20 protein-coding genes are annotated in these 23,170 nt (G+C 74.6%); 7 read left to right on the top strand and 13 right to left on the bottom strand.

Annotated elements, in window-relative coordinates; all coding sequences use genetic code 11:
* Positions 1 to 37 precede the first annotated feature (37 nt).
* The 6 genes from LG324_RS04050 to LG324_RS04025 form a co-directional block, all read right to left on the bottom strand.
* The gene (locus LG324_RS04050) at positions 38 to 1,573 is read right to left on the bottom strand and encodes an ATP-dependent DNA ligase (protein WP_404352028.1); all 1,536 of its coding nucleotides are present in this window, start codon (positions 1,571 to 1,573) and stop codon (positions 38 to 40) included.
* A 37-nt stretch (positions 1,574 to 1,610) separates the two neighbouring features.
* The gene (locus tag LG324_RS04045; protein WP_308279628.1) at positions 1,611 to 2,045 is read right to left on the bottom strand and encodes a GNAT family N-acetyltransferase; all 435 of its coding nucleotides are present in this window, start codon (positions 2,043 to 2,045) and stop codon (positions 1,611 to 1,613) included.
* A 93-nt stretch (positions 2,046 to 2,138) separates the two neighbouring features.
* A complete protein-coding gene (locus tag LG324_RS04040) occupies positions 2,139 to 3,932 on the bottom strand; it encodes a BCCT family transporter (RefSeq protein ID WP_084696572.1) in 1,794 nt (597 codons plus the stop codon).
* 259 nt (positions 3,933 to 4,191) lie between these two features.
* Entirely contained in the window at positions 4,192 to 5,070 is an 879-nt protein-coding gene (locus tag LG324_RS04035) for a winged helix-turn-helix domain-containing protein (protein ID WP_404352026.1), read from the bottom strand.
* A gap of 13 nt (positions 5,071 to 5,083) precedes the next feature.
* On the bottom strand, positions 5,084 to 5,170 hold the full coding sequence (locus tag LG324_RS04030; RefSeq protein ID WP_084696573.1) for a potassium-transporting ATPase subunit F: 87 nt from the start codon (positions 5,168 to 5,170) through the stop codon (positions 5,084 to 5,086).
* A gap of 247 nt (positions 5,171 to 5,417) precedes the next feature.
* On the bottom strand, positions 5,418 to 6,179 hold the full coding sequence (locus LG324_RS04025) for an enoyl-CoA hydratase-related protein (RefSeq protein WP_404352024.1): 762 nt from the start codon (positions 6,177 to 6,179) through the stop codon (positions 5,418 to 5,420).
* Positions 6,180 to 6,241: 62 nt separating this feature from the next.
* On the opposite strand from LG324_RS04025, the gene LG324_RS04020 reads away from it, so the two are divergent.
* The gene (locus LG324_RS04020) at positions 6,242 to 7,408 is read left to right on the top strand and encodes an SGNH/GDSL hydrolase family protein (protein ID WP_404352022.1); all 1,167 of its coding nucleotides are present in this window, start codon (positions 6,242 to 6,244) and stop codon (positions 7,406 to 7,408) included.
* A gap of 81 nt (positions 7,409 to 7,489) precedes the next feature.
* On the opposite strand, the gene LG324_RS04015 is transcribed toward LG324_RS04020, so the two are convergent.
* From LG324_RS04015 to LG324_RS04005, 3 genes are all read right to left on the bottom strand, one after another.
* On the bottom strand, positions 7,490 to 8,644 hold the full coding sequence (locus tag LG324_RS04015; RefSeq protein WP_404352020.1) for a CaiB/BaiF CoA transferase family protein: 1,155 nt from the start codon (positions 8,642 to 8,644) through the stop codon (positions 7,490 to 7,492).
* Positions 8,641 to 9,678, bottom strand: coding sequence for a glucose-6-phosphate dehydrogenase (coenzyme-F420) (fgd, locus tag LG324_RS04010; RefSeq protein WP_404352018.1), 1,038 nt, complete (start codon positions 9,676 to 9,678; stop codon positions 8,641 to 8,643). The genes LG324_RS04015 and fgd overlap by 4 nt, the downstream gene beginning before the upstream one ends.
* A gap of 274 nt (positions 9,679 to 9,952) precedes the next feature.
* Positions 9,953 to 10,351 (bottom strand): VOC family protein, encoded by a 399-nt coding sequence (locus LG324_RS04005; RefSeq protein WP_030526930.1) that lies wholly within the window; start codon positions 10,349 to 10,351, stop codon positions 9,953 to 9,955.
* A 184-nt stretch (positions 10,352 to 10,535) separates the two neighbouring features.
* On the opposite strand from LG324_RS04005, the gene LG324_RS04000 reads away from it, so the two are divergent.
* The 5 genes from LG324_RS04000 to LG324_RS03980 all read left to right on the top strand — a co-directional run bounded on the left by LG324_RS04000 (position 10,536) and on the right by LG324_RS03980 (position 15,459).
* Entirely contained in the window at positions 10,536 to 11,627 is a 1,092-nt protein-coding gene (locus tag LG324_RS04000; protein ID WP_404352015.1) for a Glu/Leu/Phe/Val dehydrogenase, read from the top strand.
* Positions 11,628 to 11,745: 118 nt separating this feature from the next.
* Positions 11,746 to 11,994 (top strand): DUF3073 domain-containing protein, encoded by a 249-nt coding sequence (locus LG324_RS03995; RefSeq protein ID WP_404352012.1) that lies wholly within the window; start codon positions 11,746 to 11,748, stop codon positions 11,992 to 11,994.
* A gap of 98 nt (positions 11,995 to 12,092) precedes the next feature.
* Entirely contained in the window at positions 12,093 to 13,637 is a 1,545-nt protein-coding gene (locus tag LG324_RS03990; protein WP_030526933.1) for a cytosine permease, read from the top strand.
* Entirely contained in the window at positions 13,634 to 14,161 is a 528-nt protein-coding gene (locus LG324_RS03985; protein ID WP_030526934.1) for a cysteine hydrolase family protein, read from the top strand. The genes LG324_RS03990 and LG324_RS03985 overlap by 4 nt, the downstream gene beginning before the upstream one ends.
* 119 nt (positions 14,162 to 14,280) lie before the next feature.
* Complete coding sequence (locus LG324_RS03980) at positions 14,281 to 15,459, top strand: endonuclease (RefSeq protein ID WP_404352008.1); 1,179 nt, start codon at positions 14,281 to 14,283, stop codon at positions 15,457 to 15,459.
* A 192-nt stretch (positions 15,460 to 15,651) separates the two neighbouring features.
* On the opposite strand, the gene purM is transcribed toward LG324_RS03980, so the two are convergent.
* Positions 15,652 to 16,779, bottom strand: a complete 1,128-nt coding sequence (purM, locus tag LG324_RS03975) for a phosphoribosylformylglycinamidine cyclo-ligase (RefSeq protein WP_404352006.1) — start codon at positions 16,777 to 16,779, stop codon at positions 15,652 to 15,654.
* Positions 16,780 to 16,980: 201 nt separating this feature from the next.
* On the opposite strand from purM, the gene LG324_RS03970 reads away from it, so the two are divergent.
* Positions 16,981 to 17,640, top strand: coding sequence for an HAAS signaling domain-containing protein (locus LG324_RS03970; RefSeq protein WP_404352004.1), 660 nt, complete (start codon positions 16,981 to 16,983; stop codon positions 17,638 to 17,640).
* A gap of 318 nt (positions 17,641 to 17,958) precedes the next feature.
* On the opposite strand, the gene pntB is transcribed toward LG324_RS03970, so the two are convergent.
* The 3 genes from pntB to LG324_RS03955 form a co-directional block, all read right to left on the bottom strand.
* Positions 17,959 to 19,362: a Re/Si-specific NAD(P)(+) transhydrogenase subunit beta gene (gene pntB, locus LG324_RS03965; protein WP_404352001.1), complete on the bottom strand. Its 1,404-nt coding sequence runs from the start codon at positions 19,360 to 19,362 to the stop codon at positions 17,959 to 17,961.
* Complete coding sequence (locus LG324_RS03960) at positions 19,359 to 20,909, bottom strand: Re/Si-specific NAD(P)(+) transhydrogenase subunit alpha (RefSeq protein ID WP_404351999.1); 1,551 nt, start codon at positions 20,907 to 20,909, stop codon at positions 19,359 to 19,361. Before LG324_RS03960 ends, pntB begins: the two co-directional genes overlap by 4 nt.
* Positions 20,910 to 21,092: 183 nt before the next feature.
* Positions 21,093 to 23,132, bottom strand: coding sequence for a hypothetical protein (locus LG324_RS03955; RefSeq protein ID WP_404351998.1), 2,040 nt, complete (start codon positions 23,130 to 23,132; stop codon positions 21,093 to 21,095).
* Positions 23,133 to 23,170 lie beyond the last annotated feature (38 nt).

Raw genomic sequence — 23,170 nt, 5'->3', positions numbered from 1 at the left:
CGACTCCCCGCGACCGGCGCTCGGTGCGTCGGCCCGCTCAGATCCCTCCGAGGGCGCGGACGGTGGTGAGGGTGTCGACCTCGTCGAGCGGCTTGTCGTCGCGGTAGCGCAGGACGCGGGCGAACCGCAGCGCGACACCGCCCGGGTAGCGGGTCGAGCGCTGCACGCCGTCGAGGGCGATCTCGACGACCTGCTCCGGCCGGACCGTCACGACGTACCCGTCGGTCGGCCCCTCGGCGAGCTCGGTGAACCGCTCGGTCTGCCAGCGCAGCATCTCGTCGGTCATCCCCTTGAAGGTCTTGCCGACCATGACGAGCTCGCCGGTCCCCGCATCGCGGGCCCCGAGGTGGATGTTGGACAGCCAGCCGCGCCGGCGGCCGGAGCCCCGCTCGACGGCGAGCACCACGAGGTCGAGCGTGTGCGTCGGCTTCACCTTGACCCAGCCGCTCCCCCGGCGACCGGCCGCATACGGCGCGGCGGCGTCCTTGACGACGACCCCCTCGTGGCCGTCGGCGACCAGCCGCCCGAAGAAGGCGGCGGCCTCGGCGGGGTCGGCCGTCACGAGCCGGGGCACGAGCAGGTGCGGCGCCAGCGCGGCGAGCACCTCGTGCCGCTCGCGGGCCGGCGCGTCGACGAGGTCGCGACCGTCGGCGTGCAGCACGTCGAAGAGGAACGTCGTCAGGGGCACCTCGGCCCGCAGCCGCTCGACGTCGGCCGAGCTCGCGGTGCGCGCCCCGGTCACCTGGAACGGCGCCGGCCGGCCGTCGTCACCGAGGACGATGGCCTCGCCGTCGAGCACGAGGTCGCCGCCGGGGAGGGCCGCGACAGCCTCGACGACCTCGGGCAGCCGCTCGGTGATCTCGTCGAGGCTGCGGGTGAAGACCGTGACCCCGCCGTCGCGCCGGTGCACCTGGACCCGGATGCCGTCGAGCTTGCCGTCGACGAGCAGCTCGGCCCCGCCGAAGCCCTCGACCGCCTCGTCCGTCGTCTTGGCCGACCCGGCGAGCATCGGGCGCAGCGGCCGCCCCACGACGAGCCCCACCTCCTCGAGGGCCGGCTGCCCGCCCGTGGCGGCGATGCCGGCCACCTCGTGGGCCGAGCCGGCGAGCATGACCGCCCGGCGCACGACGGCGTCGGGCACCTCGAAGGCGCGGGCCAGCGCGGCGAGCACGACGCCGTCGAGCGCTCCCTGGCGGAGGTTGCCGGTCATGAGGTTGCGCAGGAACCGCTGCTCGTCGGCGGTCGCCCGGCCGAGGAGCCCGCCCAGCTCGGCCCGGCGGGACGCCGTGGACCCGGCCCCCGCCGTGGCGGCGAGCCGGTCGAACGCGGCGTCGACCTCGGCGACGGTCAGCGTCGGCTCGGCGGCCGGCTCCGGCAGCCGGGAGAGCGAGCGGTGGCCGACACCCAGCCGGCGTTGCGGCAGCACCCCGGAGAGGAACGCGACGACGGTGCCGACCTCGACGGCGTCGGCGCGGGCGAGGAGCGTGGCGATGGCCTCGGTCTTCGCGGTGCGCGAGCGCGTGGCCGCGACCTCCTGCGACGTGGCGACGAGCTCGGCCAGCGTGACGTCCATCCGGTCATCCTGCCCGCCGCCACCGACAGGGAGGGCGTCAGCGCGCGAGGCGCATCGGCACGTGCGGGATGCCGTCCTCGACGAACTCGGCGCCGTCGCGCGCGAAGCCGAGCCCGGCGTACCAGTGCTCGAGGTGGCTCTGGGCGTCGAGCACGACCGGGCCGCGGGTCGCCGCGAGCACGGCGAGGACCAGCTCGCGCGCCACCCCGGCCCCGCGGGCCGACGCCGCGGTCGCCACCCGGCCGATGCGCAGCACCCCGCCCCCGTCGTCGAGCACCCGCAGCGTCGCGACGACCTCACCCGACCCTGACTCGGACCACCACTGCACGGCGCCCGGCTCGAGGTCACGGCCGTCGAGGTCGGGGTAGAGGCACTCCTGCTCGAGGACGAAGACGTCCTGCCGCAGGCGCATCAGCGCGTAGAGCACCTCGGCGGGCAGGTCACGGGTCGGGGCGGAGCGGACGACGGGCACGCCGTCCACCCTAGGGACCCCCACGACGCACGGACGCGGGTGAGCTCGCCGGGGACGTCCGGCGAGCTCACACGCGTTCGCGGTGGGGCGGGGTCAACCGCGCGCGACCTCCGCGGCCTCGCTCGGGGTGCTGTCGCCCTCGCCGAGCACCGGCTCGTCCGCCGGCTCGACGGAGAGCGCGAAGTCGTCGCCGTGCAGCGTGGCGCCGGTGACGACGGCCTTCTCGACGGCGGCCACGGCGTACTTGCGCCGGACGACGACGGGGTCCTCGCGCAGGTCCCTGACGAGGGCCCAGGCCAGCCCCACCATGACGAGCGCGAACGGCAGCGCCGCGACGATCGTCAGGTTCTGCAGCCCGGTCAGCGCCGAGTCACCGCCGACCAGCAGCATGACCGCCGCGACGGCGCCGGTGGCGACGCCCCAGAAGACCACGTTCCAGCGGCTCGGCTCCATCGTCCCGCGCTGCGACAGGGTGCCCATGACGATGGAGGCCGCGTCCGCGCCCGAGACGAAGAAGATCGCGACGAGGACCATGACGACGACGGTCGTGAGGCCGGCCAGCGGCATCGTGTCGAGGAGGCCGAACAGCTGCCCCTCGGAGGTCGACTGCCCGGCGAGGTCGGTGCCGTTCTGCTGCGCGTGGATGCCCGCGCCGCCGAAGATCGCGAACCACACGAGGCTGACCAGGCTCGGGACGAGCAGCACCCCGGTGACGAACTGGCGGATGGTGCGGCCGCGCGAGATGCGGGCGATGAACATGCCGACGAAGGGCGTCCACGACATCCACCAGGCCCAGTAGAAGACGGTCCAGCCGGACAGCCAGTCGGCCATCCCGTCGCCACCCGCGGCGTCGGTGCGCGCCGACATCATCGCGAGGTCCTGGAAGTAGGAGCCGACCGCGGTGGGGACGAGGTCGAGCATGAAGACGGTCGGTCCGACGACGAAGACGAACACGGCGAGGCCGATGGCCAGCACCATGTTGATGTTCGACAGCCACTGGATGCCCTTGGCGACGCCGGAGACCGCCGAGAGGATGAACGCGACGGTCAGCAGCGCGATGACGCCGACGAGCACGCCGTTGCCGACCGCACCGATGCCGGCGACGATCTCAAGGCCGCTGCCGATCTGGAGCGCGCCGAGGCCGAGCGAGGCGGCCGACCCGAAGAGCGTCGCGAAGATCGCGAGCATGTCGATGACGCGGCCGGCGCCACCGGTCGCGCGCTTCTCGCCGATGAGCGGGATGAACGCGGAGGACACCAGCTGCGAGCGCCCCTTGCGGAAGACGCCGTACGCGATGGCGATGCCGACGACGGCGTAGATCGCCCACGGGTGGAGCGTCCAGTGGAAGAGCGTCGTGGCCATCGCGGTCTGCACGGCCTGCGGGTTGCCGGCCTCCCCGGTACCGGGCGGCGGAGTCACGAAGTGCGACAGCGGCTCGCTGACGCCGTAGAACATCAGGCCGATGCCCATGCCCGCCGAGAACATCATCGCGATCCACGAGGCGGTGCGGAACTCGGGCTCCTCGTCGTCGGTGCCCAGCGGGATGTCACCGAACCGGCTGACGGCCAGCCAGATGACGAAGGCGACGAACCCCGAGGCGAGCACGACGAACATCCAGCCCATGTTCGTCACGGACCACCCGAGGGCGGAGTCCGACGCCGCCGAGAGCGTGTCCGTGCTGAGGAACCCCCAGGCGACGAAGGCCACGGCGATCGCCGCGACGACGCCGAAGACGACCTTGTCGACGGTCGCACCGCGCGCCGTCTGCTCGACGACGTCGATGCCGAGGACGGGGTGCGGTGCCTCGTCGGCGACCGGGGCGCGGGTGCCGTCGTCGTCGGTGGGCGGTGGGGTGGGCTCGGGGGTGGTACGGATGTCTGTGCTCACGCTCGTGGTGTGTGCCGCGGGGTGCCCGCGGCCCTCCGTTCTCGCTCTGCTCGGGGGTACTCGGTCAGGTCAACCGTTCAACCACACCACCGATGCGCCGCTCGCTCAAACCGGCTCGTGGGCGCGGCGCCGCACGCCGTGCGCGTCGAACCACTGCTGACCTGCGGGGACGCCGGGTCTATTCCTCGGCCCGGCGAGACGGTCGTCACGCCCTGCCGCGGAACCCACGTCCCCCGGAGCCGCTGTGCCGCGCTGCGGCTCAGACGGCGAGCCGGTAGCCGATGCCGGGCTCGGTGACGATGTACCGCGGCGCCGACGGGTCCGCCTCGAGCTTGCGGCGCAGCTGGTTGCCGTCGACGCGCAGGTAGTTGGACTCGCGGCCGTACCCCGGCCCCCAGACCGCCCGCAGCAGGTCGGCCTGGGTGACGACGCGCCCGCGGTGGCGCGCGAGCTCGGCGAGCAGCCGCCACTCGGTCGGGGTGAGGTGGACGGGGGCGCCGTCGCGCGTCGCCGACAGCGTCGCGAAGTCGAGCGTGAACGCGTCCGTGACGACCGGACCGACCGCCGCGAGCCCCTCGTCCTCGCCGCCGCGCCGCAGCGCCGAGCGCACCCGGGCCATCAGCTCGTCCATCCCGAAGGGCTTGGTCACGTAGTCGTCGGCGCCCTCGTCGAGCGCCTCGACCTTGTCGTCGGACTGGTGGCGCGCCGACAGGACGACGACGGGCACGCGGGAGCGGGCGCGGATGCGCCGCAGCACCTCGACGCCGTCGAGGTCCGGCAGCCCGAGGTCGAGCACGACGAGGTCCGGTGGGGCGTCGGCGACGGTCGCGGTGTCCCAGTGCATCGAGCGGCCGAGGTCCCACGGCAGCAGGCCCTGGCCGAGGATCAGGAGGAAGAGCAGCGCGACCGAGGCGACCGCGAAGGCCAGCACCGAGCCGGCGTAGCCCTGCCAGCGCTGCTCGGTGCGGGGGTCGACCCCGACGAGCCGGTAGACGACGCGCTCGACGCGCCAGTCGCGCTCGTCGGTGAAGACGCGGTGCATCCAGGCGCCGAGGGGGACGTGGGTCGCGGCGAGGATCGCGGCGAGGATCGCGGCGACGAGGAGGACGGCGGTGGCCGTCTGGAGGGCGATGGACATGGTGCGGCGCCCCTCAGTACCGGTCGGGGCGCACGAGCGCGTCGAGGAGGTAGCCGAGGAGGAGCAGGCCGATGACGCCTGCGAGGAGGTCTTCCCACATGCGGCCCACCACACCAGCGGGCCGCCGCCGCACCCCGCGCGGTGACGCGGCGCTGACGGCCTCTTGACGCCATCCTGACGCCCCTCACCCGTGCAGCATTCGACGAAAGCGACGATTGATGCACACCCCGCCCCAACCGACCGTGCAGAAATCGACGAATGTGACGCTTCCCGCACGCCCGGTCCGCCTTGACCGTGCAGAAATTGACGAAAGCGACGATTCCTGGACGCCCGGCGGGGCCCGGAGGTCAGCGGGCGCGGAACTCCGGACGGCGCTTGCCGACGAACGCGGCCGCGCCCTCGCGGTGGTCTGCGGTGGTCGCGAGCGCCCGCTGGCCGGCGTCCTCGCGGGCCAGCGCGCCCTCGAGGTCGAGCGTGGCGGCGTTGACGGCGGCCTTGGTCTCACCGAGCGCGAGGGTCGCGCCCGCGGCAAACGCGGCGAGCAGCTCGTCGGCCCGCGCCGCGAACCCGTCGGCCGGCACGGACTCGGCGACGAGGCCCCACTCCGCGGCGGTGCGACCGGGCAGCGCCTCGCCGGTCAGCGCGAGGCGCATCGCCCGGGCCCGGCCCACGGCGGCGGCGACGAGCGCGGTCGAGCCGCCGTCCGGCATGAGCCCGATCCGGCTGAACGCGAGGACGAACGGCGCCTCGTCGGCGGCCAGCACGTAGTCGCAGGCGAGCGCCATCGGCACCCCGATGCCGGCCGCCACCCCGTGCACCAGCGCCACGACCGGCGTCCGCGCCCCGACGATGGCCCGGACGAGGTCGGCGCCGGCGTCGAGCACGCCCATCTGCGCGCCCTCCGCGGTCAGCGGCGCACCGGAGCAGAACCCGCGCCCCTCCCCGGTCAGGGCGACGACGCGCACGTCGGGGTCGGCGTCGAAGCGGCGCACGGTCGCGGTCACGGCGGCGCACATCTCGGGGTCGACGGCGTTGAGCCGCTCCGGGGCGTCGAGGGTGATCCGTCCGATGGCCCCGTCCGCCTCCACGCGGACCCGTGCGCTGCTCATCCCGCCATCCAACCGCACCCTGCGCGCCCCCGCAGCGGCGGCGGGTGGTGGACTTGTGCCCCGTGACCGGACTCCAGCCCGTCCCCCTGACCCCCGACCTCGTGCACGGCGCCGTCGAGCTCGAGACGAGCGACCGCGGCCTGCGCCCGCACCGGCTGCCGGCCTGGGCCCGCGCCCAGAACGCCGACCCGATGCTCGCGATCAACGAGGGCCAGCCGGCGGGTGTGCGCCTCGTGCTGCGGACCACCGCCACGGCCGTCGAGCTCGACGCGGTCGTCACCCGGCGGGCGCTGACCGGCGCACCGGCGCGGCCCGAGGGCCAGGTCGACCTCGTCGTCGACGGCGAGGTGACGGACGGCGCCGTCGTGCCGAACGGCGACCTGCTGACCACCGACATGCTGACCGGCGCCACGACCCTGGCCCAGGGCGGCCCCGGTACCGTGCGCTTCCCGCTGCCCGACGGCGAGAAGACCGTCGAGCTGTGGCTGCCGCACCAGGAAGGCGTCGAGCTCGTGGCGCTGCGCGCTGATGCCCCCGTCACCGCCGTGCCGCGCGACGGCCGCCCCCGCTGGGTCCACCACGGCAGCTCGATCAGCCACGGCAGCAACGCGGTCCGCCCCACCGGCACCTGGCCCGTCGTCGCCGCGCGCACCGCCGGGCTCGACCTCGTCAACCTCGGCTTCGGCGGCTCGGCCGTCCTCGACCCGTTCGTCGCCCGCTCGATGCGCGACCTCGACGCCGACCTGCTGAGCCTCAAGGTCGGCATCAACATCGTCGGCGGGGACCTGATGCGCCGCCGCGTCCTCGGGCCGGCGCTCCACGGGTTCCTCGACACGGTCCGCGAGGGCCACCCGACCACCCCGTTGCTCGTCGTGACGCCGGTCCTCTGCCCGATCCACGAGGAGACCCCCGGCCCCGGCTCGGTCGACGTCGAGGCGCTGCGCGAGGGCCGGCTCGTCTTCACCGCCACCGGCGACCCCGCCGAGGTACCGGCCGGCCGCCTCACCCTGCGCACGGTCCGCGAGGAGCTCGCGCGCGTCGTCGAGCAGCGCCGGGCGGACGACCCGAACCTCCACCTCGTCGACGGCCTGGCGATGTACGGCCCGGACGACGTCGCCGCCCACCCGCTGCCGGACGCCCTGCACCCCGACGAGGAGACGCACGGGCTGATGGGAGAGCGGTTCGCGCGCACCGTCTTCGGCGACGGCGGCCCCTTTCCCACCACCTGACGGCCCGTCCTCCCCGCGACCTGCGCGGGTCCGGGTGCGGTCGCGCCGGGACCCCGCAGGTCGCGCGGAGAAGACGGCCGGTCAGGCCTGGACGACCGCCCCGGAGGCGAGCAGCGCCTCGACCTCGTCGGCCCCGAACCCGTGCGCCAGCAGCTGCTCGCGCGTGTGCTGCCCCGGCACCGGCTCGGGCCCGGGCGTGCCGAGCGGCGTCCCGGACAGCCGCGGCGCCGGCCGCGGCACCGGCGAGCCATCGGGCCCGGGCACGAACGACCCACGCGCCGCGTGGTGCGGGTGCCGGTGCGCCTCCTCGAGCGAGAGCACCGGGGCGACGCACGCGTCCGAACCCTCGAAGTGCGCCGCCCACTCGTCGCGGGTCCGCTGCGCGAAGGCCGTCTCGAACGCCGAGCGCTGCTCCGCCCAGGTCGTGGGGTCGTACTGGTCCCCCTCGACCGACACCCCGAGCAGCCGTAGCAGCTCGCGCCAGAACTGCGGCTCCAGCGCCCCCACTGCGACGAACCGGCCGTCGGCACAGGCGTACACGTCGTAGAAGGGCGCACCGCCGTCGAGGACGTTCGACCGGCGCCGGTCCGTCCACTCCCCCGCCCCGAGCATCGTGTGGACGAGCGTCAGCAGGTGCGCGGCGCCGTCGACCATCGCCGCGTCGACGACCTGCCCGCGCCCCGTCGTCCCCCGGGAGACGAGCGCCGCCAGCACGCCGGACACGAGGTACATCGCCCCACCGGCGAAGTCGGCGAGCACCGGCACCGGCGCGACCGGCCGCTCGGCGCCGCCCATCGCGTGCAGCGTCCCGGACAGCGCGGCGTACGTGATGTCGTGGCCCGCCCGCGCCGCCCACGGCCCCTCCTGCCCCCAGCCGGTCATCCGGCCGACGACGAGGCGCGGGTTGTCCGCCAGCAGGTCGTCGGGCGCGAGCCCGAGCCGCTCGAGCACTCCCGGCCGGAACCCCTCGACCAGCACGTCGGCCCCGGCGACGAGCCGCCGCACGGCGGCCACGCCGTCCGGGTGCTTGAGGTCGACGGCGATGCTCGGCCGCGAGCGCCGCAGCCCGCCCGAGGCGTCGACGTCGCTCGGGGCGCCGGGCCGGTCGACCCGCACGACGTCGGCCCCCATCTCGGCGAGGACCATCGCCGCGAACGGCGCCGGCCCGATGCCGCCGAGCTCGACGACGCGGACGCCGGCGAGCGGGCCGGCGGCGACGGACGACCCCGCGCTCACCGGGCGGCGGGGACGAGCTCGCGCAGACCGGGCAGGACCTGCTCGGTGAAGGTGCGCAGGAACCGCTCCTGGTCGTGGCCGGGGCCGTGAACGACGAGGTGGTCGAACCCGAGGTCGGTGTAGAACCGCATCGTCTCGACGACCTCCTCGGGGCGCGAGGCGACGATCCAACGCTTGGCCACCTGCTCGATCGGCAGCTCGTCGGCGGCGCGCTCCATCTCCTCCGGGGAGTGGATGGAGTGCTTCTGCTCGGCCGAGAGCGACAGCGGCGCCCAGAACCGGCAGTTCTCCAGCGCCTTCTCGGGGTCGGGGTCGTAGGAGACCTTGACCTCGATCATCCGGTCGATCTCGGCGTGGTCGCGCCCGGCCTTGTCCATCCCCTCGTCGACCGAGGGCACGAGCTGGTCGCGGTAGAGCTCCTCGCCCTTGCCGGAGGTGCAGATGAACCCGTCGCCGTGCCGGCCGGCGTACCGGGCGACCATCGGGCCGCCGGCGGCGATGTAGACCGGCACGGGGGTGCCGGGGCGGTCGTAGATCGCGGCGTCCTCGGTGCGGTAGTACTCGCCCTCGAAGGTCACCCGCGGCTCGGTCCACAGCTGCCGCATCAGCGTGACGGCCTCGCGCAGCCGCCCGAAGCGCTCCTTGAACTCGGGCCACTCGCCCTCGGCGACCGAGCCGACGGCGATCTCGTTGAGGGCCTCGCCGGTGCCGACGCCGAGCATCACGCGCCCCGGCGCGAGGCAGGCCAGCGTCGCGAAGGTCTGCGCGACGACCGGCGGGTTGTAGCGGAAGGTCGGCGTCATCACCGAGGTCCCGACCATGACCCGCTCGGTGCGCGCCAGCACCCACGACATCCACGCGAGCGAGTTCGGGGCGTGCCCGCCCTCGAGCCGCCAGGGCTGGAAGTGGTCCGAGATGGTCACCGAGTCCAGCCCGAGCTCCTCGGCCAGCACCGCGTACCCCGCGAGCTCACCCGGCGCGAACTGCTCCGCCGACGCCTTGTACCCGACCCTGATGCCCTGCGCTGCGCTCATGTCGCCATCCTGCTACACCCGGCGCGCGGGCGGACCGGTCGGCGGCGCGGCGCCCGGTCGACGCCGGCCACCGGACCCCCCGTCCGGTGCGGACCGACCCCCTCCGACCGGTCCGCACCCCCCTGACGACGAGTCCCGCGCCGCCACCCCCTGCCGACGCGGGAGCCGCCGCGCCCGGTCCCCCCCGGGTGCAGCGACGGGACCAGCGTGACCGCGGGCGCTACGACGGCGCTGCGAATCCGCTGCGAAGCTCTCGCCGGGGCCGCAGGTGCGGTCACTCGGGCCCGGTGAACAGCTCCAGCGCGATGTTGTCGGGGTCGCGGAAGGACAGGCCGACGCCGTAGCCGGCTCGCTTGACGCCGCCGTGCTCGACGCCGAGCTCGTCGAGGCGGGCCTGCCACTGCTCGAGCTCGGCCACGGACCCGACGGCGAACCCGACGTGGTCCAGGCCGGTGCGCTCCTCGTCGAAGGCGTCGCCCGACTCCCGGCCCTGGTGGGTGTGCAACCCGAAGAGCTGGCCACCCTCGAGGACGAACACGGTGTGGTGGAAGCGGCCGCCCTCCTCGTCCTCGTCGAGGACCGGGTCGGCCCCGAAGAGGGCGGAGTACCAGCGGGTGCTGCGCTCGAGGTCGGTGACGGTGATCGCGACGTGCTGCAGACCGGGGAAGGCCATGTCGGCTCCTTTGCCGTGTGCCGTGTGCCGTGGGCCGTGGGGCGTGCCGGCCGCCCCGCGCCGGGCGCGTCGACGGCCTCCGTCCGGTCTACCAGCGCCCGGCCGCTCCCACCCCGTCCGGCCGGAGGGGCCGAGGACGGGACGACGGCCGTCGTCGCGCGGTCGCGCGGTCTACCGTGGCCGCATGCCCCCCACCGACCTCGTCGACCTCGCGGGCCACGAGCAGGTCGTCTTCTGCTCCGACCCCGCCACCGGGCTGCGCGCGGTCATCGCGCTGCACTCGACCGCGCTCGGGCCGGCCCTCGGCGGCACCCGCTTCCACCCCTACCCGTCGATGGACGCCGCCGTCGCCGACGTCCTGCGCCTGTCCGGGGCGATGTCGAGCAAGAACGCGCTGGCCGGCCTCGACCACGGCGGCGGCAAGGCGGTGGTCATCGGCGACCCGCACCGCGACAAGACCCCCGAGCTGCTGCGCGCCTACGGGCGCTTCGTCGAGTCGCTCGACGGCCGCTACGTGACCGCCTGCGACGTCGGTACCTACGTCGCCGACATGGACGTCGTCGCCGAGGAGACCCGCTGGGCCACCGGCCGCTCCCCCGAGCGCGGCGGCGCCGGCGACTCCTCGCTGCTCACCGCCCTCGGGGTCTTCGAGGGGATGCGCGCCGCCGCCGAGCACGTCTGGGGCGAGCCGACCCTCGCCGGGCGGCGCGTCGGCATCGCCGGCACCGGCAAGGTCGGGGCGCGCCTCACCGAGCACCTGCTCGAGGACGGGGCGGAGGTCGTCGTCACCGACGTCGACGCCGCCGCGGTCGAGCGCCTCCTGGCGCGGCACCCGGAGGTCACCGTCGTCGCCGACGCCGAGGAGCTCGCGCGCACCGACCTCGACGTCTTCAGCCCCAACGCGCTGGGCGCCGCCCTCGACGACGTCACCGTCGAGGCGCTGCGGGCCCGCGTCGTCTGCGGCGGCGCGAACAACCAGCTCGCGACCCCCGAGACCGCGGACCGGCTGGCGGCCCGGGGCATCACGTACGCCCCGGACTTCCTCGTCAACGCGGGCGGGGTCATCCAGGTCAGCGACGAGCTCCACGGCTTCGACCTCGAGCGGGCCCGGGCCCGGACGCGGACGATCTTCGAGGCCACCCGCGAGGTGCTGCGGACCGCCGACGCCGAGGGCGTGACGCCCGCCGTTGCCGCCGACCGGCTCGCCGAGCGGCGCATCGCCGGCGGCGGCCGGACCCCGTGGCTGCGGCGCGGGGACACGCCGCCGTCCCGCTGACCGGACACCCTGTCCACCCGGTCGCGCGCGGTCGGTCCGGTCACCGTCACGCCCCCGGGCCATGTATCGTTGGCAGCACGATATGCACACCATTCCCGGAGCCGCCCCGCGGAGCTGGATGACCCTCCTCGAGGGCCATCGGGCCTGTGGTGCCGCCCCGGCAGATTCACGAGGGGGTCACGCCATGGGGCGCGGCCGGGCCAAAGCCAAGCAGACCAAGGTTGCTCGCGAGCTGAAGTACTTCAGCCCCGACACCGACCTGTCGGCGCTTGAGCGTGAACTGCACACCCAGAGCCACACCGGCGACACCGCCGATGAGCGCGACTGGGAGGACGACGACGGGCAGTGGGTCTCCGGGCGGCGTTGACGCCGCCCTCCCCCTCCCTTCCCCCGGTGCCGTGAGGCGTCGCTGACGGCGGTGTGCCGTGCGCCGTCCGCGCGTCGGTGGTCTGCCATGCTCGCTCCATGAGCGAGACCAGCGCAGCCGAGACCCGGCGCCTCGGCGTCGAGACGACCGGCATCGAGATCATCGACGAGGCCGAGCGCACCGCGTCGCCCCGCGACCTCTTCTGGCCGTGGTTCGCGGCCAACGTGTCGGTGTTCGGCATCTCCTACGCCGCATTCGTCCTCGGCTTCGGCATCTCCGTCGGCCAGGGCGTCCTCGTCGCGGTGCTCGGCATCGTCGTGTCGTTCCTGCTCTGTGGGGTCGTCGCGATCGCCGGCAAGCGCGGGTCGGCCCCGACGATGATCCTGTCGCGCGCGTCCTTCGGGGTGACCGGGCAGAAGGTGCCCGGTGTCATCTCGTGGCTGACGTCGATCGGCTGGGAGACCTTCCTCGCGATCACCGCCGTGCTCGCGACCGCGACGGTCTTCGAGCGCCTCGGCCTCGGCGGCGGCACGGTGACGAAGGTCGTCGCGGCGGTGGTCGTCGCGCTGCTCATCGTCAGCGCCTCGGTCGCCGGCTACCACGTCATCATGCGGCTGCAGTCGGTGCTCACCTGGGTCACCGGCGCCGTGACGGTCATGTTCGTCGTCATCGTGCTCGTGCAGGGCACCATCGACTGGAGCAAGGTCTCGGCCGTGCCGTCCGGCCCGGCGGGCGCCGTCGTCGGCGCCTTCGTCATGGTGATGACCGGCTTCGGCCTCGGCTGGATCAACATCGCCGCCGACTGGTCGCGCTACCAGCGCCGCGACGCCTCGGACCGCGCGGTCGTCCTGTGGAACACGGTCGGCGGGTCCGTCGCGCCCGTGCTGCTCGTCGGCTTCGGCCTGCTCGTCGCCGCCTCCGACCCCGACGTCGCGGCCGGCATCGGCAGCGACCCGATCGGCGCGCTCGCCGGCATCCTCCCGACGTGGTTCCTCGTGCCGTTCCTCGTCGCGGTCATCCTCTCGCTGGTGTCCGGCGCGGTCCTCGGCATCTACTCCTCGGGCCTGACGCTGCTCTCGCTCGGGGTCAAGGTCCCGCGGCCGGCCGCGGCGCTCGTCGACGGCGTCATCCTCACGCTGGGCACGTTCTTCGTCGTCTTCGTCGCGCAGGACTTCCTCGGGCCGTTCCAGTCCTTCCTCATCACCCTCGGCGTGCCGCTCGCGGCGTGGGCGGGCATCTTCATCGCCGACCTCGTGATGCGCCGCCGCGACTACGACTGGGGCCCCGACGGCGCCGACGCCCTCTTCGACCCGCGCGGCCGCTACGGCGCGTGGGACTGGGTCTCGGTCGGGACGATGGTCGTGGCCTCCGTGCTCGGGTGGGGCCTGGTCGTCAACAACTTCGCGGTCGACGCCGCCTGGAACAACTGGCAGGGCTACCTCCTCGAGCCGCTGGGGCTCGGCACCTACGTCACGCAGGGCGAGGGCGCCCCGTACTGGGACGGCACCTGGCCCTACGCGAACATCGGCGTCATCCTCGCGTTCGTCATCGGCTTCGGGGTGACGCTCCTCGCGCGCCGGGCCGCGGTCCGCCGGCAGGAGCGGGGCGCCGAGACCCCGGCAGCCGCACCGGCCGCCCGATGACGTCCGGCGGGCACTGGCTCGTCGTCGTCGACCCGCAGGTCGTCTTCGCCGACCCCGGCACCTCGCCGTGGGGCTCGTCGATGTTCGCCGGCGCCGTGGGCCGGATGCGTCAGCTCGCCGAGCGGTTCGGGCCGGAGCGCACGGTCGTCACGCGGTTCGTCGCCGACCCCTCGCTCGGCGGGTCCTGGGGTCCGTACTACGAGGAGTGGCCCTTCGCCCTCGTCCCCGACGGCGACCCGCTGTACGCCGTCGTGCCGGAGCTCGACGGCCTCGCCGGCACCGTCGTGACCGCCGGGACCTTCGGCAAGTGGCCGGTCCTGCGCGACGTCGTCGGCTCCGACGCCCGGGTGACGGTGGCCGGGGTGGCGACGGACTGCTGCGTCGTCTCGACGGTCCTGCCGATGGCCGACGCCGGCGTCACGGTCGAGGTCGTCGCGGACGCGTGCGCCGGCTCGACCCCCGAGAACCACGCCCGGGCCCTGGCCACGATGGCCCTCTTCGCCCCCCAGGTCACCGTCACCTGACCCCGCTTCTTCCGGAGGGGAGTCCCGGTTGGGGTTGACCCGGGGATGGGTGAGTCCTGACCGAATCCTTGACCCCGGCAGACCCCCGCCCGACCGCCCGACCGGCAGGGTCGTCCACCGTGACCCGACACCAGACCCGACGGCGCGCGCTGCCCACGGCCCTCGCGCTCGCCTCCGCCCTCGTCGTCCTCCTCGGCCTGACCGCCCCCGCGTCGCAGGCGGCGACCCCGCTCACCGTCGCCCAAGCGGTGGCGACCCAGGACGGCGCCTCCCACACGGTCCGCGGCTACGTGGTGGGCCAGTCGACGGCGACCTCGACCGTCGTGCGCTCGGCCTTCCCCAACGACTACGCCCTCGCGATCGCCGACACCGCGTCCGAGACCTCGACGTCGAAGATGCTCTACGTCCAGCTGCCGAGCGCCCTGCGCTCGCAGTGGGGCCTCAAGACCAACCCGAGCCTCATGGGCCGGCAGGTCGACGTGACCGGCACCCTCGCCGCGTACTTCTCGCACCCGGGGATGACCGGCACGACCGCCGTCGCGACCGCCGGCACGGGGGGCGGCGGCACCGGCGGGGGGACGGGTGGTGGCGCCGGGGGCACCGGTGACTACGACGGCACCTACTACGCCCCGGCCGTCGGCAAGACCGGGTCGGCGCTCAAGACGGCGCTGCACGGCATCATCGACGACCAGACGAAGCTCACCTACGACCAGGTGTGGACCGCCCTCAAGGACACCGACGAGGACCCGAACAACACCAACAACGTCGTCGAGATCTACTCGGGGCGCTCGATCGCCAAGTCCGACAACGGTGGCGGCGTCGACCAGTGGAACCGCGAGCACGTCTGGGCCAAGTCGCACGGCGACTTCGGGACGGCCACCGGCCCGGGCACGGACGTGCACCACCTGCGCCCCGAGGACGTCACGGTCAACTCCACCCGCGGCAACCTCGACTTCGACGACGGCGGCAGTGCGGTCGCGCAGTGCACCGGCTGCCTCTCGGACTCCGACTCCTTCGAGCCCCGCGACGCGGTCAAGGGTGACGTCGCCCGGATGATCTTCTACATGGCGGTCCGCTACGAGGGCGACGACGGCTGGGCGAACCTCGAGATGAACAACTCCGTCGGCAACGGCAGCGCCCCGAACATCGGCAGGCTCTCGGTGCTCCTCCAGTGGAACGCCCAGGACCCGGTCGACGCCTTCGAGATGCGCCGCAACGACCGCATCTACACGACGTGGCAGCACAACCGGAACCCGTTCGTCGACCACCCGGAGTGGGCCACGGCCATCTGGGGCTGACCCGCCCGGGGCCGCTCTCCCCGACCACCCCCACCAGAACCGCCGGTCGTCCGTCGCCGACATCCTGTCCCCTGTCCCGACGGGCGGCCGGCCCCTCCCGTCATCGACTCATTGCCCGTCCGCCACCTCGAAGGCCCCCACGAGGGCACGCAGAGGTGGCGGATGCGCAAGACGTCGCGGTGGGGGCGTCCCTCAGGCGGCCGGGTGGTCGCCGACGAGCTCGACCGAGCCGCCGTCGACGCCCTTCGCGCCGCGCACGACCTCGCCGGTCGCGGCGCCCGCGGCCGACGCCTCGTGCACCTCGCCCATGACCCAGGTGTCGATGCCACGAGCGGTCAGGTGCGCCGTCGCCGCGTCGACCGAGGCGGCCGGGAGCACCGCGACGAAGCCGACGCCCATGTTGAGCGTGCGCTCGAGGTCGGCGCGCGGGACGTTGCCGAGCGAGCCGACGGTCGAGAACACGGCCGGCGGCGTCCACGAGGCGCGGTCGAGCCGGGCGTGCACGTCGTCGGGCAGCACGCGCGCGAGGTTGGCCGCGAGCCCGCCGCCGGTGACGTGCGAGAGCGCGTGGACGTCGACACCGTCGAGGCGGACGAGGTCGAGCAGGTCGGCGGCGTAGACGCGGGTGGGGGTGAGCAGCTCCTCGCCGAGGGTGCGACCGAAGTCGTCGACGTGCCGGTCGAGCGCCCAGCCGGCGTGCGCGACGACACGACGCACGAGCGAGTAGCCGTTGGAGTGCAGGCCGCTGCTCGCGAGGCCGAGGACGACGTCGCCCGCGCGCACCCGCTGCGGCCCGAGCACGGCATCGTGCTCGACGACGCCGGTGGCCGCGCCCGCGACGTCGTACTCGTCGGGGTCGAGGAGCCCGGGGTGCTCGGCGGTCTCGCCACCGACGAGCGCGACCCGCGCCTGCTCGCACGCGCGGGCGATGCCGGAGACGATGGCCGCGATGCGCTCGGGCACGACCTTGCCGCAGGCGATGTAGTCGGTCATGAACAGCGCCTCGGCGCCGCAGACGACGATGTCGTCGACGACCATCCCGACGAGGTCGAACCCGATGGTGTCGTGCCGGTCGAGGGCCTGCGCGATGGCGACCTTCGTGCCGACGCCGTCGGTCGACGTCGCGAGCACCGGCCGCCGGTAGGCCGCGAGCGCGCTGGCGTCGAACATCCCGGCGAAGCCGCCGAGGCCGCCGAGGACCTCGGGGCGGGTGGCCCGGCGGACGGACTCCTTCATCAGCTCGACGGCGCGGTCACCGGCCTCGACGTCGACCCCCGCCGCGGCGTAGGTGATGGCGGTGGGCTGCTCGGTGTCGCTCACGCCGCGCAGCCTACCGAGACCGCGCCGCCCCACCCGCCCGCGCCCGCGGTCGGCACCCCTCCCCCTCCGGAGTCGAGGGCGCACGCGGCAGCCCTGGCTGCCGCTTCCGCACTCGACCCCGGGAGGTGTGCCGGATGCTTGCCGACGGCCACCCGACGGCAGCCGCGACGCCGTCGACACCACCCTCCAGGGAGGACACCCGTGAACGGCTCCGACACCCGCGTCACCACCTACCTCGACGACCTCGCGCGGATGCTCTCCGACCTCGACCCCGGCACCCGCGACGACGTCCTCGCCGGGGTGCGCGAGCACCTCGATGCCGTCGCCGCCGAGCACCCCGGGGACCCCGCCGCCCTCGAGCAGGCGCTGGTCCGCCTCGGCCCGCCCGAGCGCATCGCCGCCGAGGCGCGGGGTGGGGACGCCGCGACCCCTTCGGTCGCGGACCGGGCCACCCCCTCGCCGGCCTCCCCGACGCCCGGGCTCGTCCGGGTCGGGACGCTCCTCGTCGCCGGGACCACCGGTCTGCTCCTCGCCCTCGAGGTGCTCGCCCGGGTCACGGCCCTCGGTCAGGGCCCGGGGATGTTCGGGCCGTCCGAGGTGCTCTTCCTGGGGGCCTTCCTGCTCGGCCTGCCCTGGCTCGTCGGCGCCGTGTGCACGGCGGCGGCCCGGGGCCTCGACGGACGCACTCGCGCCACCCTCCTGCTCGCCGGGCCGGCCGCGTTCCTCGTCGTGCTCGCGACGACGTTCTGGCAGGAGCCACGCTCGGTGAGCACCGTCGTCGCCGTGGTGCTCTGCCTCGCGACCGGGGTCGCTCTGGTCCGGGTCGCTCGTCGGGCTTGGGCCGAGACCGACCGAGCCTGAGCGCCGCGGCCGGGGTCGGCCCCGAGCGCGAGCGCGGCCCGGCCGGACCTCGGGCACCAGGCGACGCCGGAGGATCTGCGTCGTCCCTGTGATGACGCGGATGTTCACGCGCGTCGCGGATGCATCCCCGCCCTGGAGGAACTTCCGCGTCGTCACGGTGATGCCGCGGAAGCTCGGGCCCCTCAACCCGCACCGGTGTGCTCCAACGCCCCGGCGTCGAGGGCGCCGGCGGTCGCCCTGGCGACCACTTCCGCACTCGACTCCGCAGAGGAGGGAGGGAGGGAGGGAGCGCCGGGGTCGCGAGTCGCGGGGGCGTCGTCAGAGGGCGGCGATGATGTCCTCGACCCGGGACTTGGCGTCGCCGAAGAGCATCTGGGTGTTCTCGCGGAAGAACAGCGGGTTCTGCACGCCCGCGTACCCGGTGGCCATCGACCGCTTGAACACGATGACGTCCTTGGCCTCCCACACCCGCAGCACCGGCATGCCGGCGATCGGCGAGGTGGGGTCCTCGGCGGCGGCCGGGTTGACGGTGTCGTTGGCGCCGATGACGAGGACGACGTCGGTCTCGGCGAGGTCGTCGTTGACCTCGTCCATCTCGAGGACGATGTCGTAGGGCACCTTGGCCTCGGCGAGCAGGACGTTCATGTGCCCCGGCAGCCGCCCGGCGACGGGGTGGATGCCGAACCGCACGTCGACACCGGAGGTCCGCAGCCGCTTGGTCAGCTCGGCGACGGCGTGCTGGGCCTGCGCGGTGGCCATCCCGTAGCCGGGGGTGATGACGACCGAGCGCGCCGAGGTGAGCAGCGAGGCCGCACCCTCGGCCGTGACCTCGCGGTGCTCGCCGTAGTCGACGTCGCCCGCCGCGACGGTGCCGCCCTCGACCCCGAAGCCGCCGGCGATGACCGAGATGAACGAGCGGTTCATCGCCCGGCACATGATGTACGACAGGTACGCACCCGAGGAGCCGACGAGCGCGCCGGTGATGATGAGCAGGTCGTTGCCGAGGAGGAAGCCGGCCGCGGCCGCCGCCCACCCCGAGTAGCTGTTGAGCATCGAGACGACGACCGGCATGTCGCCGCCGCCGATCGACGCGACGAGGTGCCAGCCCAGCGCGAGGGCCAGGAGCGTCACGAACCCGAGCAGCAGGTGCCGCACGAACACCGCGTGCTCGGGCACCGCGGCGTAGACCACCGTCAGCACGACGAACAGGACCAGGGCACCGACGTTGAGCCAGTTGCGGAACGGCAGCATCAGCGGCTTGGACGGGATGCGCGCGGAGAGCTTGAGGAACGCGACGATCGAGCCGGTGAAGGTCACCGCCCCGATGAAGACGCCGACGAACACCTCGACGTCGTGGATCGTCGGGTACGCCGTGATCTCGTAGGAGGAGTTCCAGCCGACGAGGACGGCCGCGAGCCCGACGAAGCTGTGCAGCATCGCGATCAGCTCGGGCATCCCGGTCATCTCGACCTTGCGGGCGCGGTCGAGGCCGATCGCCGCGCCGATGCCCATGGCGACGACGATGAGCAGCAGGCCGAGCCAGCCGGAGCCGCCCGTGCCGGCGGTCGCCGCGAGCACCGTCGCGGTGAGCGCGACGACCATCCCGGCGATGCCGAAGCGGTTGCCGCGGCGCGCGGACTCGTGCCGCGACAGCCCGGCGAGGGCGAGGATGAAGAGCAGTCCCGCGACGATGTACGCGCCCTGCGTGAGGGTCGAGCTCATCGGACGGGCTCCTCGCGCTTGAACATCTCGAGCATTCGCGCGGTCACCCGGAAGCCACCGAAGACGTTGATGCTCGCGACGAGGATGCCGACGAACGCGAGCACCGTCACCGCCACGCTGTCCCGCCCCACCTGGAGCAGCGCCCCGACGACGATGATGCCGCTGATCGCGTTGGTCACCGACATCAAGGGCGTGTGCAGCGCGTGGTGCACGTTGCCGATGACGTAGAAGCCGATGACGACCGCGAGCATGAAGACCATGAAGTGCCCGAGGAACGGCGGTGGGGCATAGGCCGACACGAGCAGGAAGAGCGCGGCGCCGACCCCGGCGAGGGCGAGCTTCGTCGTCCCGCTCATCGGCTGCCTCGCGGGCTTGGCCGTCGTGCCGACGGTGACGACGTCGGTGCCCGGCGTCGGCGCGGCCGAGACCTGCACCGGGGGAGGCGGCCACATCACCTCGCCGTCCTTCGCGACGGTCATGCCGCGCTGGACGACGTCGTCGAGGTCGAGGTGGACCTCACCGTCCTTCTGCGGCGTCAGCAGCTTCATGAGGTTGACGAGGTTGGTGCCGTACAGCTGGCTGGCCTGCGTCGGCAGCCGCCTCGGCAGGTCGGTGTAGCCGAGCAGGGTCACGCCGTGGTCGGTGACGACCTTCTCGCCGGCGACCGTGCCGGCGACGTTGCCGCCGTTGGCCGCGGCCATGTCGACGACGACCGACCCCGGCTTCATCGAGGCGACCATCTCCTCGGTGAGCAGGCGCGGCGCCGGGCGCCCGGGGATGAGCGCCGTCGTGATGATGATGTCGACGTCCCGGGCCTGCGCGGCGTACAGCTCGGCGGCCTTGGCGTCGAAGTCGGCGCTCGTCTGCTTCGCGTACCCGTCGGCGGACGGGCCGTCGTCCTCGACGTCGATGCGCAGGAACTCCGCCCCCATCGACTCGACCTGCTCGGCGACCTCCGGCCGCGCGTCGAACGCCCGCACGACCGCGCCGAGGCTGCTCGCGGTGCCGATGGCCGCGAGCCCCGCGACGCCGGCGCCGACGACGAGCACCTTGGCCGGCGGGACCTTGCCCGCGGCCGTCACCTGGCCGGTGAAGAAGGAGCCGAACTCGTGGGCGGCCTCGACGACGGCGCGGTAGCCGCCGATGTTGGCCATCGAGGAGAGGACGTCGAGGGACTGCGCGCGGCTGATCCGCGGCACCGCGTCCATCGCGAGCGCGGTGACCCCGGCGTCGGCGAGGCGCTGCACGAGGTCGGGGTCGAGCGCGGGCGCGAGCAGGCAGGCGAGCACGGTGCCCGGCCGCAGCCGCGCGACCTCCTCGTCGGTCGGCGGGGTGACCTTGAGGACGACGTCGGCGTTCCAGACCGCGCCCTCGATGACGTCGGCGCCGGCCTCGCGGTAGGCCTCGTCCGAGAAGCTCGCCCGCGCCCCGGCGCCGGCCTCGACGAAAACGGTGTAGCCGAGGCCGACCAGCTGCTCGACGGTCTTCGGGGTCGCGGCGACACGGGTCTCCCCCGGTCGTGACTCGCGGGGGACTCCGATGCGCACGGGGCTTCCTCTCCGTTGCCGGGGCGGGCTCCGTCCGAACCTAGCGGGTCGGGCCCGGGGATTCGCGACGTGTGGCGCGTGGCACACGGCCGGCCGTCGGCGATCTCGTGGCCGGCTCGGCGCCGGTGGACGTGCGACGCGCCGGCCCCCGAGGGGACCGGCGCGTCGACGGACGGGGTGGGCTCAGCCCTCGGAGCGGTGGAAGCCGCTGCGCTCGGCGGCGTCCGCGTCGTAGAACCAGACGTCGGCGACGGCGTCGGCGTAGCCGTCGTCCTCCGGGAGGCGGTAGGTCATCGTGTCGCGGTAGGCCTGCACCGGGTGGTCGAGCGGCTGGGCGCCGTCCTCGAGGGCCGCCGCGGACCCCATGCCGTAGCCACCGTCGCGGATCTCGTGGAACTCGGAGACCCGGCGGGCCGCGGGGGCGGCCGGGGCGTCGGTGGCCGTCTCGTCGGAGGGGGCCGACTCGTCGGTCGTCGGCTCGTCGCTCGTCGACTCGTCGACCGACGGCTCGTCCGTCGTCGGCTCGTCGGTGCTCGCCGCCTCCTCGACCGGGGCCTCGGCCACCGGGTCGGGGTCGGCCGGGACCTCACCGACGACGTCCGTCTCCGGCGCGTCGGCGACCGGCTCGTCGTCCGTCGCGGAGGCGTCAGCGGCCTGCTCGACGCCGTCCTGCTCGGCGTCGGCCGCGTCCGCGACCGGCTGCTCACCGGTGACGGGCTCGTCGGCCGCGGGCTCGTCGGACGCGGCCTCGTCGGACACGGGCTCCTCGACGGACTCGGCGGACGCGGGGTCGACCGGGTCCATCCCGACGGCGGCCGCCTCGCGGTCCATCTCGGCCCGTTCCTGGGCCAGCCGGTCGCCGCGCTCGCGGTTCTCGTCGAGGAGCTCGGCCTCGTCGGCGGACCAGTCGCGCTGGGTCGAGGGGTCGTGCTCGTCGCCGGGCACCGGCTCCTCGGGCTCGGCGAAGGCGCCGTCGGCGGGGTCCTCGACGGCCTGCGAGGCCTCGGGCCCCTCGTGGTCGGGGACCTCGGAGCGCGGCGCGGGCTCCTCGACCGGATCGTGGGCCGGGTCCTCGGTGCGCTCGGCCGGCGCGGGCGGCTCGGCGTCCTCGACCTGCTCGGCGTCCTCGACCGGCTGGGCGTCCTCGACCTGCTCGGCGTCCGTCGGCCGCGCCTCGACGCTCTCGTCGGACTCGGCGCTCTGGTCGTCGGCGGGGACGTCCACGGCGTCGGCCGCGGGCGTGGTGGGCTCCGCGGCGGCCGGGGCCGCCTCGGGGTCGCGGGGGCCGCCCCACTCGCCGGACGGGGTCCGGGCGTCGTCGGCGGCAGACGTCTCGTCCTGGTCGCTGCTCACGGCGTCGTCACTACCCGCGCCCGTGGCCGTCCACACGTCGGCGTCCGCGGGGGTGTCGTCGCGGTAGTCGGCGGCCGTGGCGATGCGGGCGCTCGCGTCGTCGGCGGCAGCGTCCTCGGTGGCGGTGTCGGCGCCGGACGGCGAGGACACGGGCTCGGGCTGCTCCTGCTCCGGCTCGACCGTCATGGCGTCGACGACGACCGGCTCGGCGGCCACGGTCTCCTCGTCGGCGGCCGGCAGCGCCTGCGTGGTGGTCGGGTCGACCGGGGCCTCCTCCTCGGACGAGGTCCCGGCGGAGCGCGGCCCCTCGGCGGCGAGCTCGGCGCCCATGACGGCGGCGCCGGCCGCGCCGGGCACGGGCGCGGCGGGGCTGCCGGCCCACGCGGAGCGCTCGGCCTCCTCGCGCAGGCGGCGGGCCTCGGCGCGGGTCGTCGGGGCACGGTCGGCCTCCACGGCGGTGTCGGCGGCGTCGGCACCCTGCGCGGGGGCGGTGTCGGCACCCTGCGCGGGGGCGGCCTCGACGGCCTCGCGCGGCGTCTCGACGTCGGGGTCGACGACATCGGCGCGGGTCAGCAGCGACTCGTAGTCGGTGCGGGTGGCCTCCGCATCGGCCCGGCGGGTCTCCGCCTCGGCGGCGAGGCGCTCGGCCTCGGCCCGGGCCAGCTCGGCCCGCTCCTCGGACTGGGCGGCGAACGCCTCGTGCCCGGCGACCGCGGGGGCGAGGCCCTCGGCCTGCGCCCGGAGCTCGGCGGCCTCGGCGCGCGCGGCGTCCTTGCGCCGGTTCGCGGTCCGGCGCGCGAGGAGCCAGGCGGCCAGCAGGCCGACGACCACGACGGCGGCGACGACGAGGAGGATCGTGGTGGAGGGCATGTCGGGACTTTCTGTCGAGAGCACGCCGGGTGACGGCG

This window comes from Phycicoccus jejuensis, from assembly GCF_044797865.1.
GTDB lineage: Bacteria > Actinomycetota > Actinomycetes > Actinomycetales > Dermatophilaceae > Phycicoccus > Phycicoccus jejuensis.
This window is presented reverse-complemented; position numbering and strand designations above follow the sequence as displayed.

Coding starts and splice junctions, on each gene's coding strand:
- LG324_RS04030 (WP_084696573.1), bottom strand. CDS start 5,170: ATGTGGGAAGACCTCCTCGCAGGCGTCATCGGCCTGCTCCTCCTCGGC.
- LG324_RS04025 (WP_404352024.1), bottom strand. CDS start 6,179: ATGAGCAGCGCACGGGTCCGCGTGGAGGCGGACGGGGCCATCGGACGG.
- pntB (WP_404352001.1), bottom strand. CDS start 19,362: ATGAGCTCGACCCTCACGCAGGGCGCGTACATCGTCGCGGGACTGCTC.
- LG324_RS04050 (WP_404352028.1), bottom strand. CDS start 1,573: ATGGACGTCACGCTGGCCGAGCTCGTCGCCACGTCGCAGGAGGTCGCG.
- fgd (WP_404352018.1), bottom strand. CDS start 9,678: ATGAGCGCAGCGCAGGGCATCAGGGTCGGGTACAAGGCGTCGGCGGAG.
- LG324_RS03985 (WP_030526934.1), top strand. CDS start 13,634: ATGACGTCCGGCGGGCACTGGCTCGTCGTCGTCGACCCGCAGGTCGTC.
- LG324_RS04005 (WP_030526930.1), bottom strand. CDS start 10,351: ATGGCCTTCCCCGGTCTGCAGCACGTCGCGATCACCGTCACCGACCTC.
- LG324_RS03995 (WP_404352012.1), top strand. CDS start 11,746: ATGACCCTCCTCGAGGGCCATCGGGCCTGTGGTGCCGCCCCGGCAGAT.
- LG324_RS03990 (WP_030526933.1), top strand. CDS start 12,093: ATGAGCGAGACCAGCGCAGCCGAGACCCGGCGCCTCGGCGTCGAGACG.
- LG324_RS04035 (WP_404352026.1), bottom strand. CDS start 5,070: ATGTCCATCGCCCTCCAGACGGCCACCGCCGTCCTCCTCGTCGCCGCG.
- LG324_RS03955 (WP_404351998.1), bottom strand. CDS start 23,132: ATGCCCTCCACCACGATCCTCCTCGTCGTCGCCGCCGTCGTGGTCGTC.
- LG324_RS04000 (WP_404352015.1), top strand. CDS start 10,536: ATGCCCCCCACCGACCTCGTCGACCTCGCGGGCCACGAGCAGGTCGTC.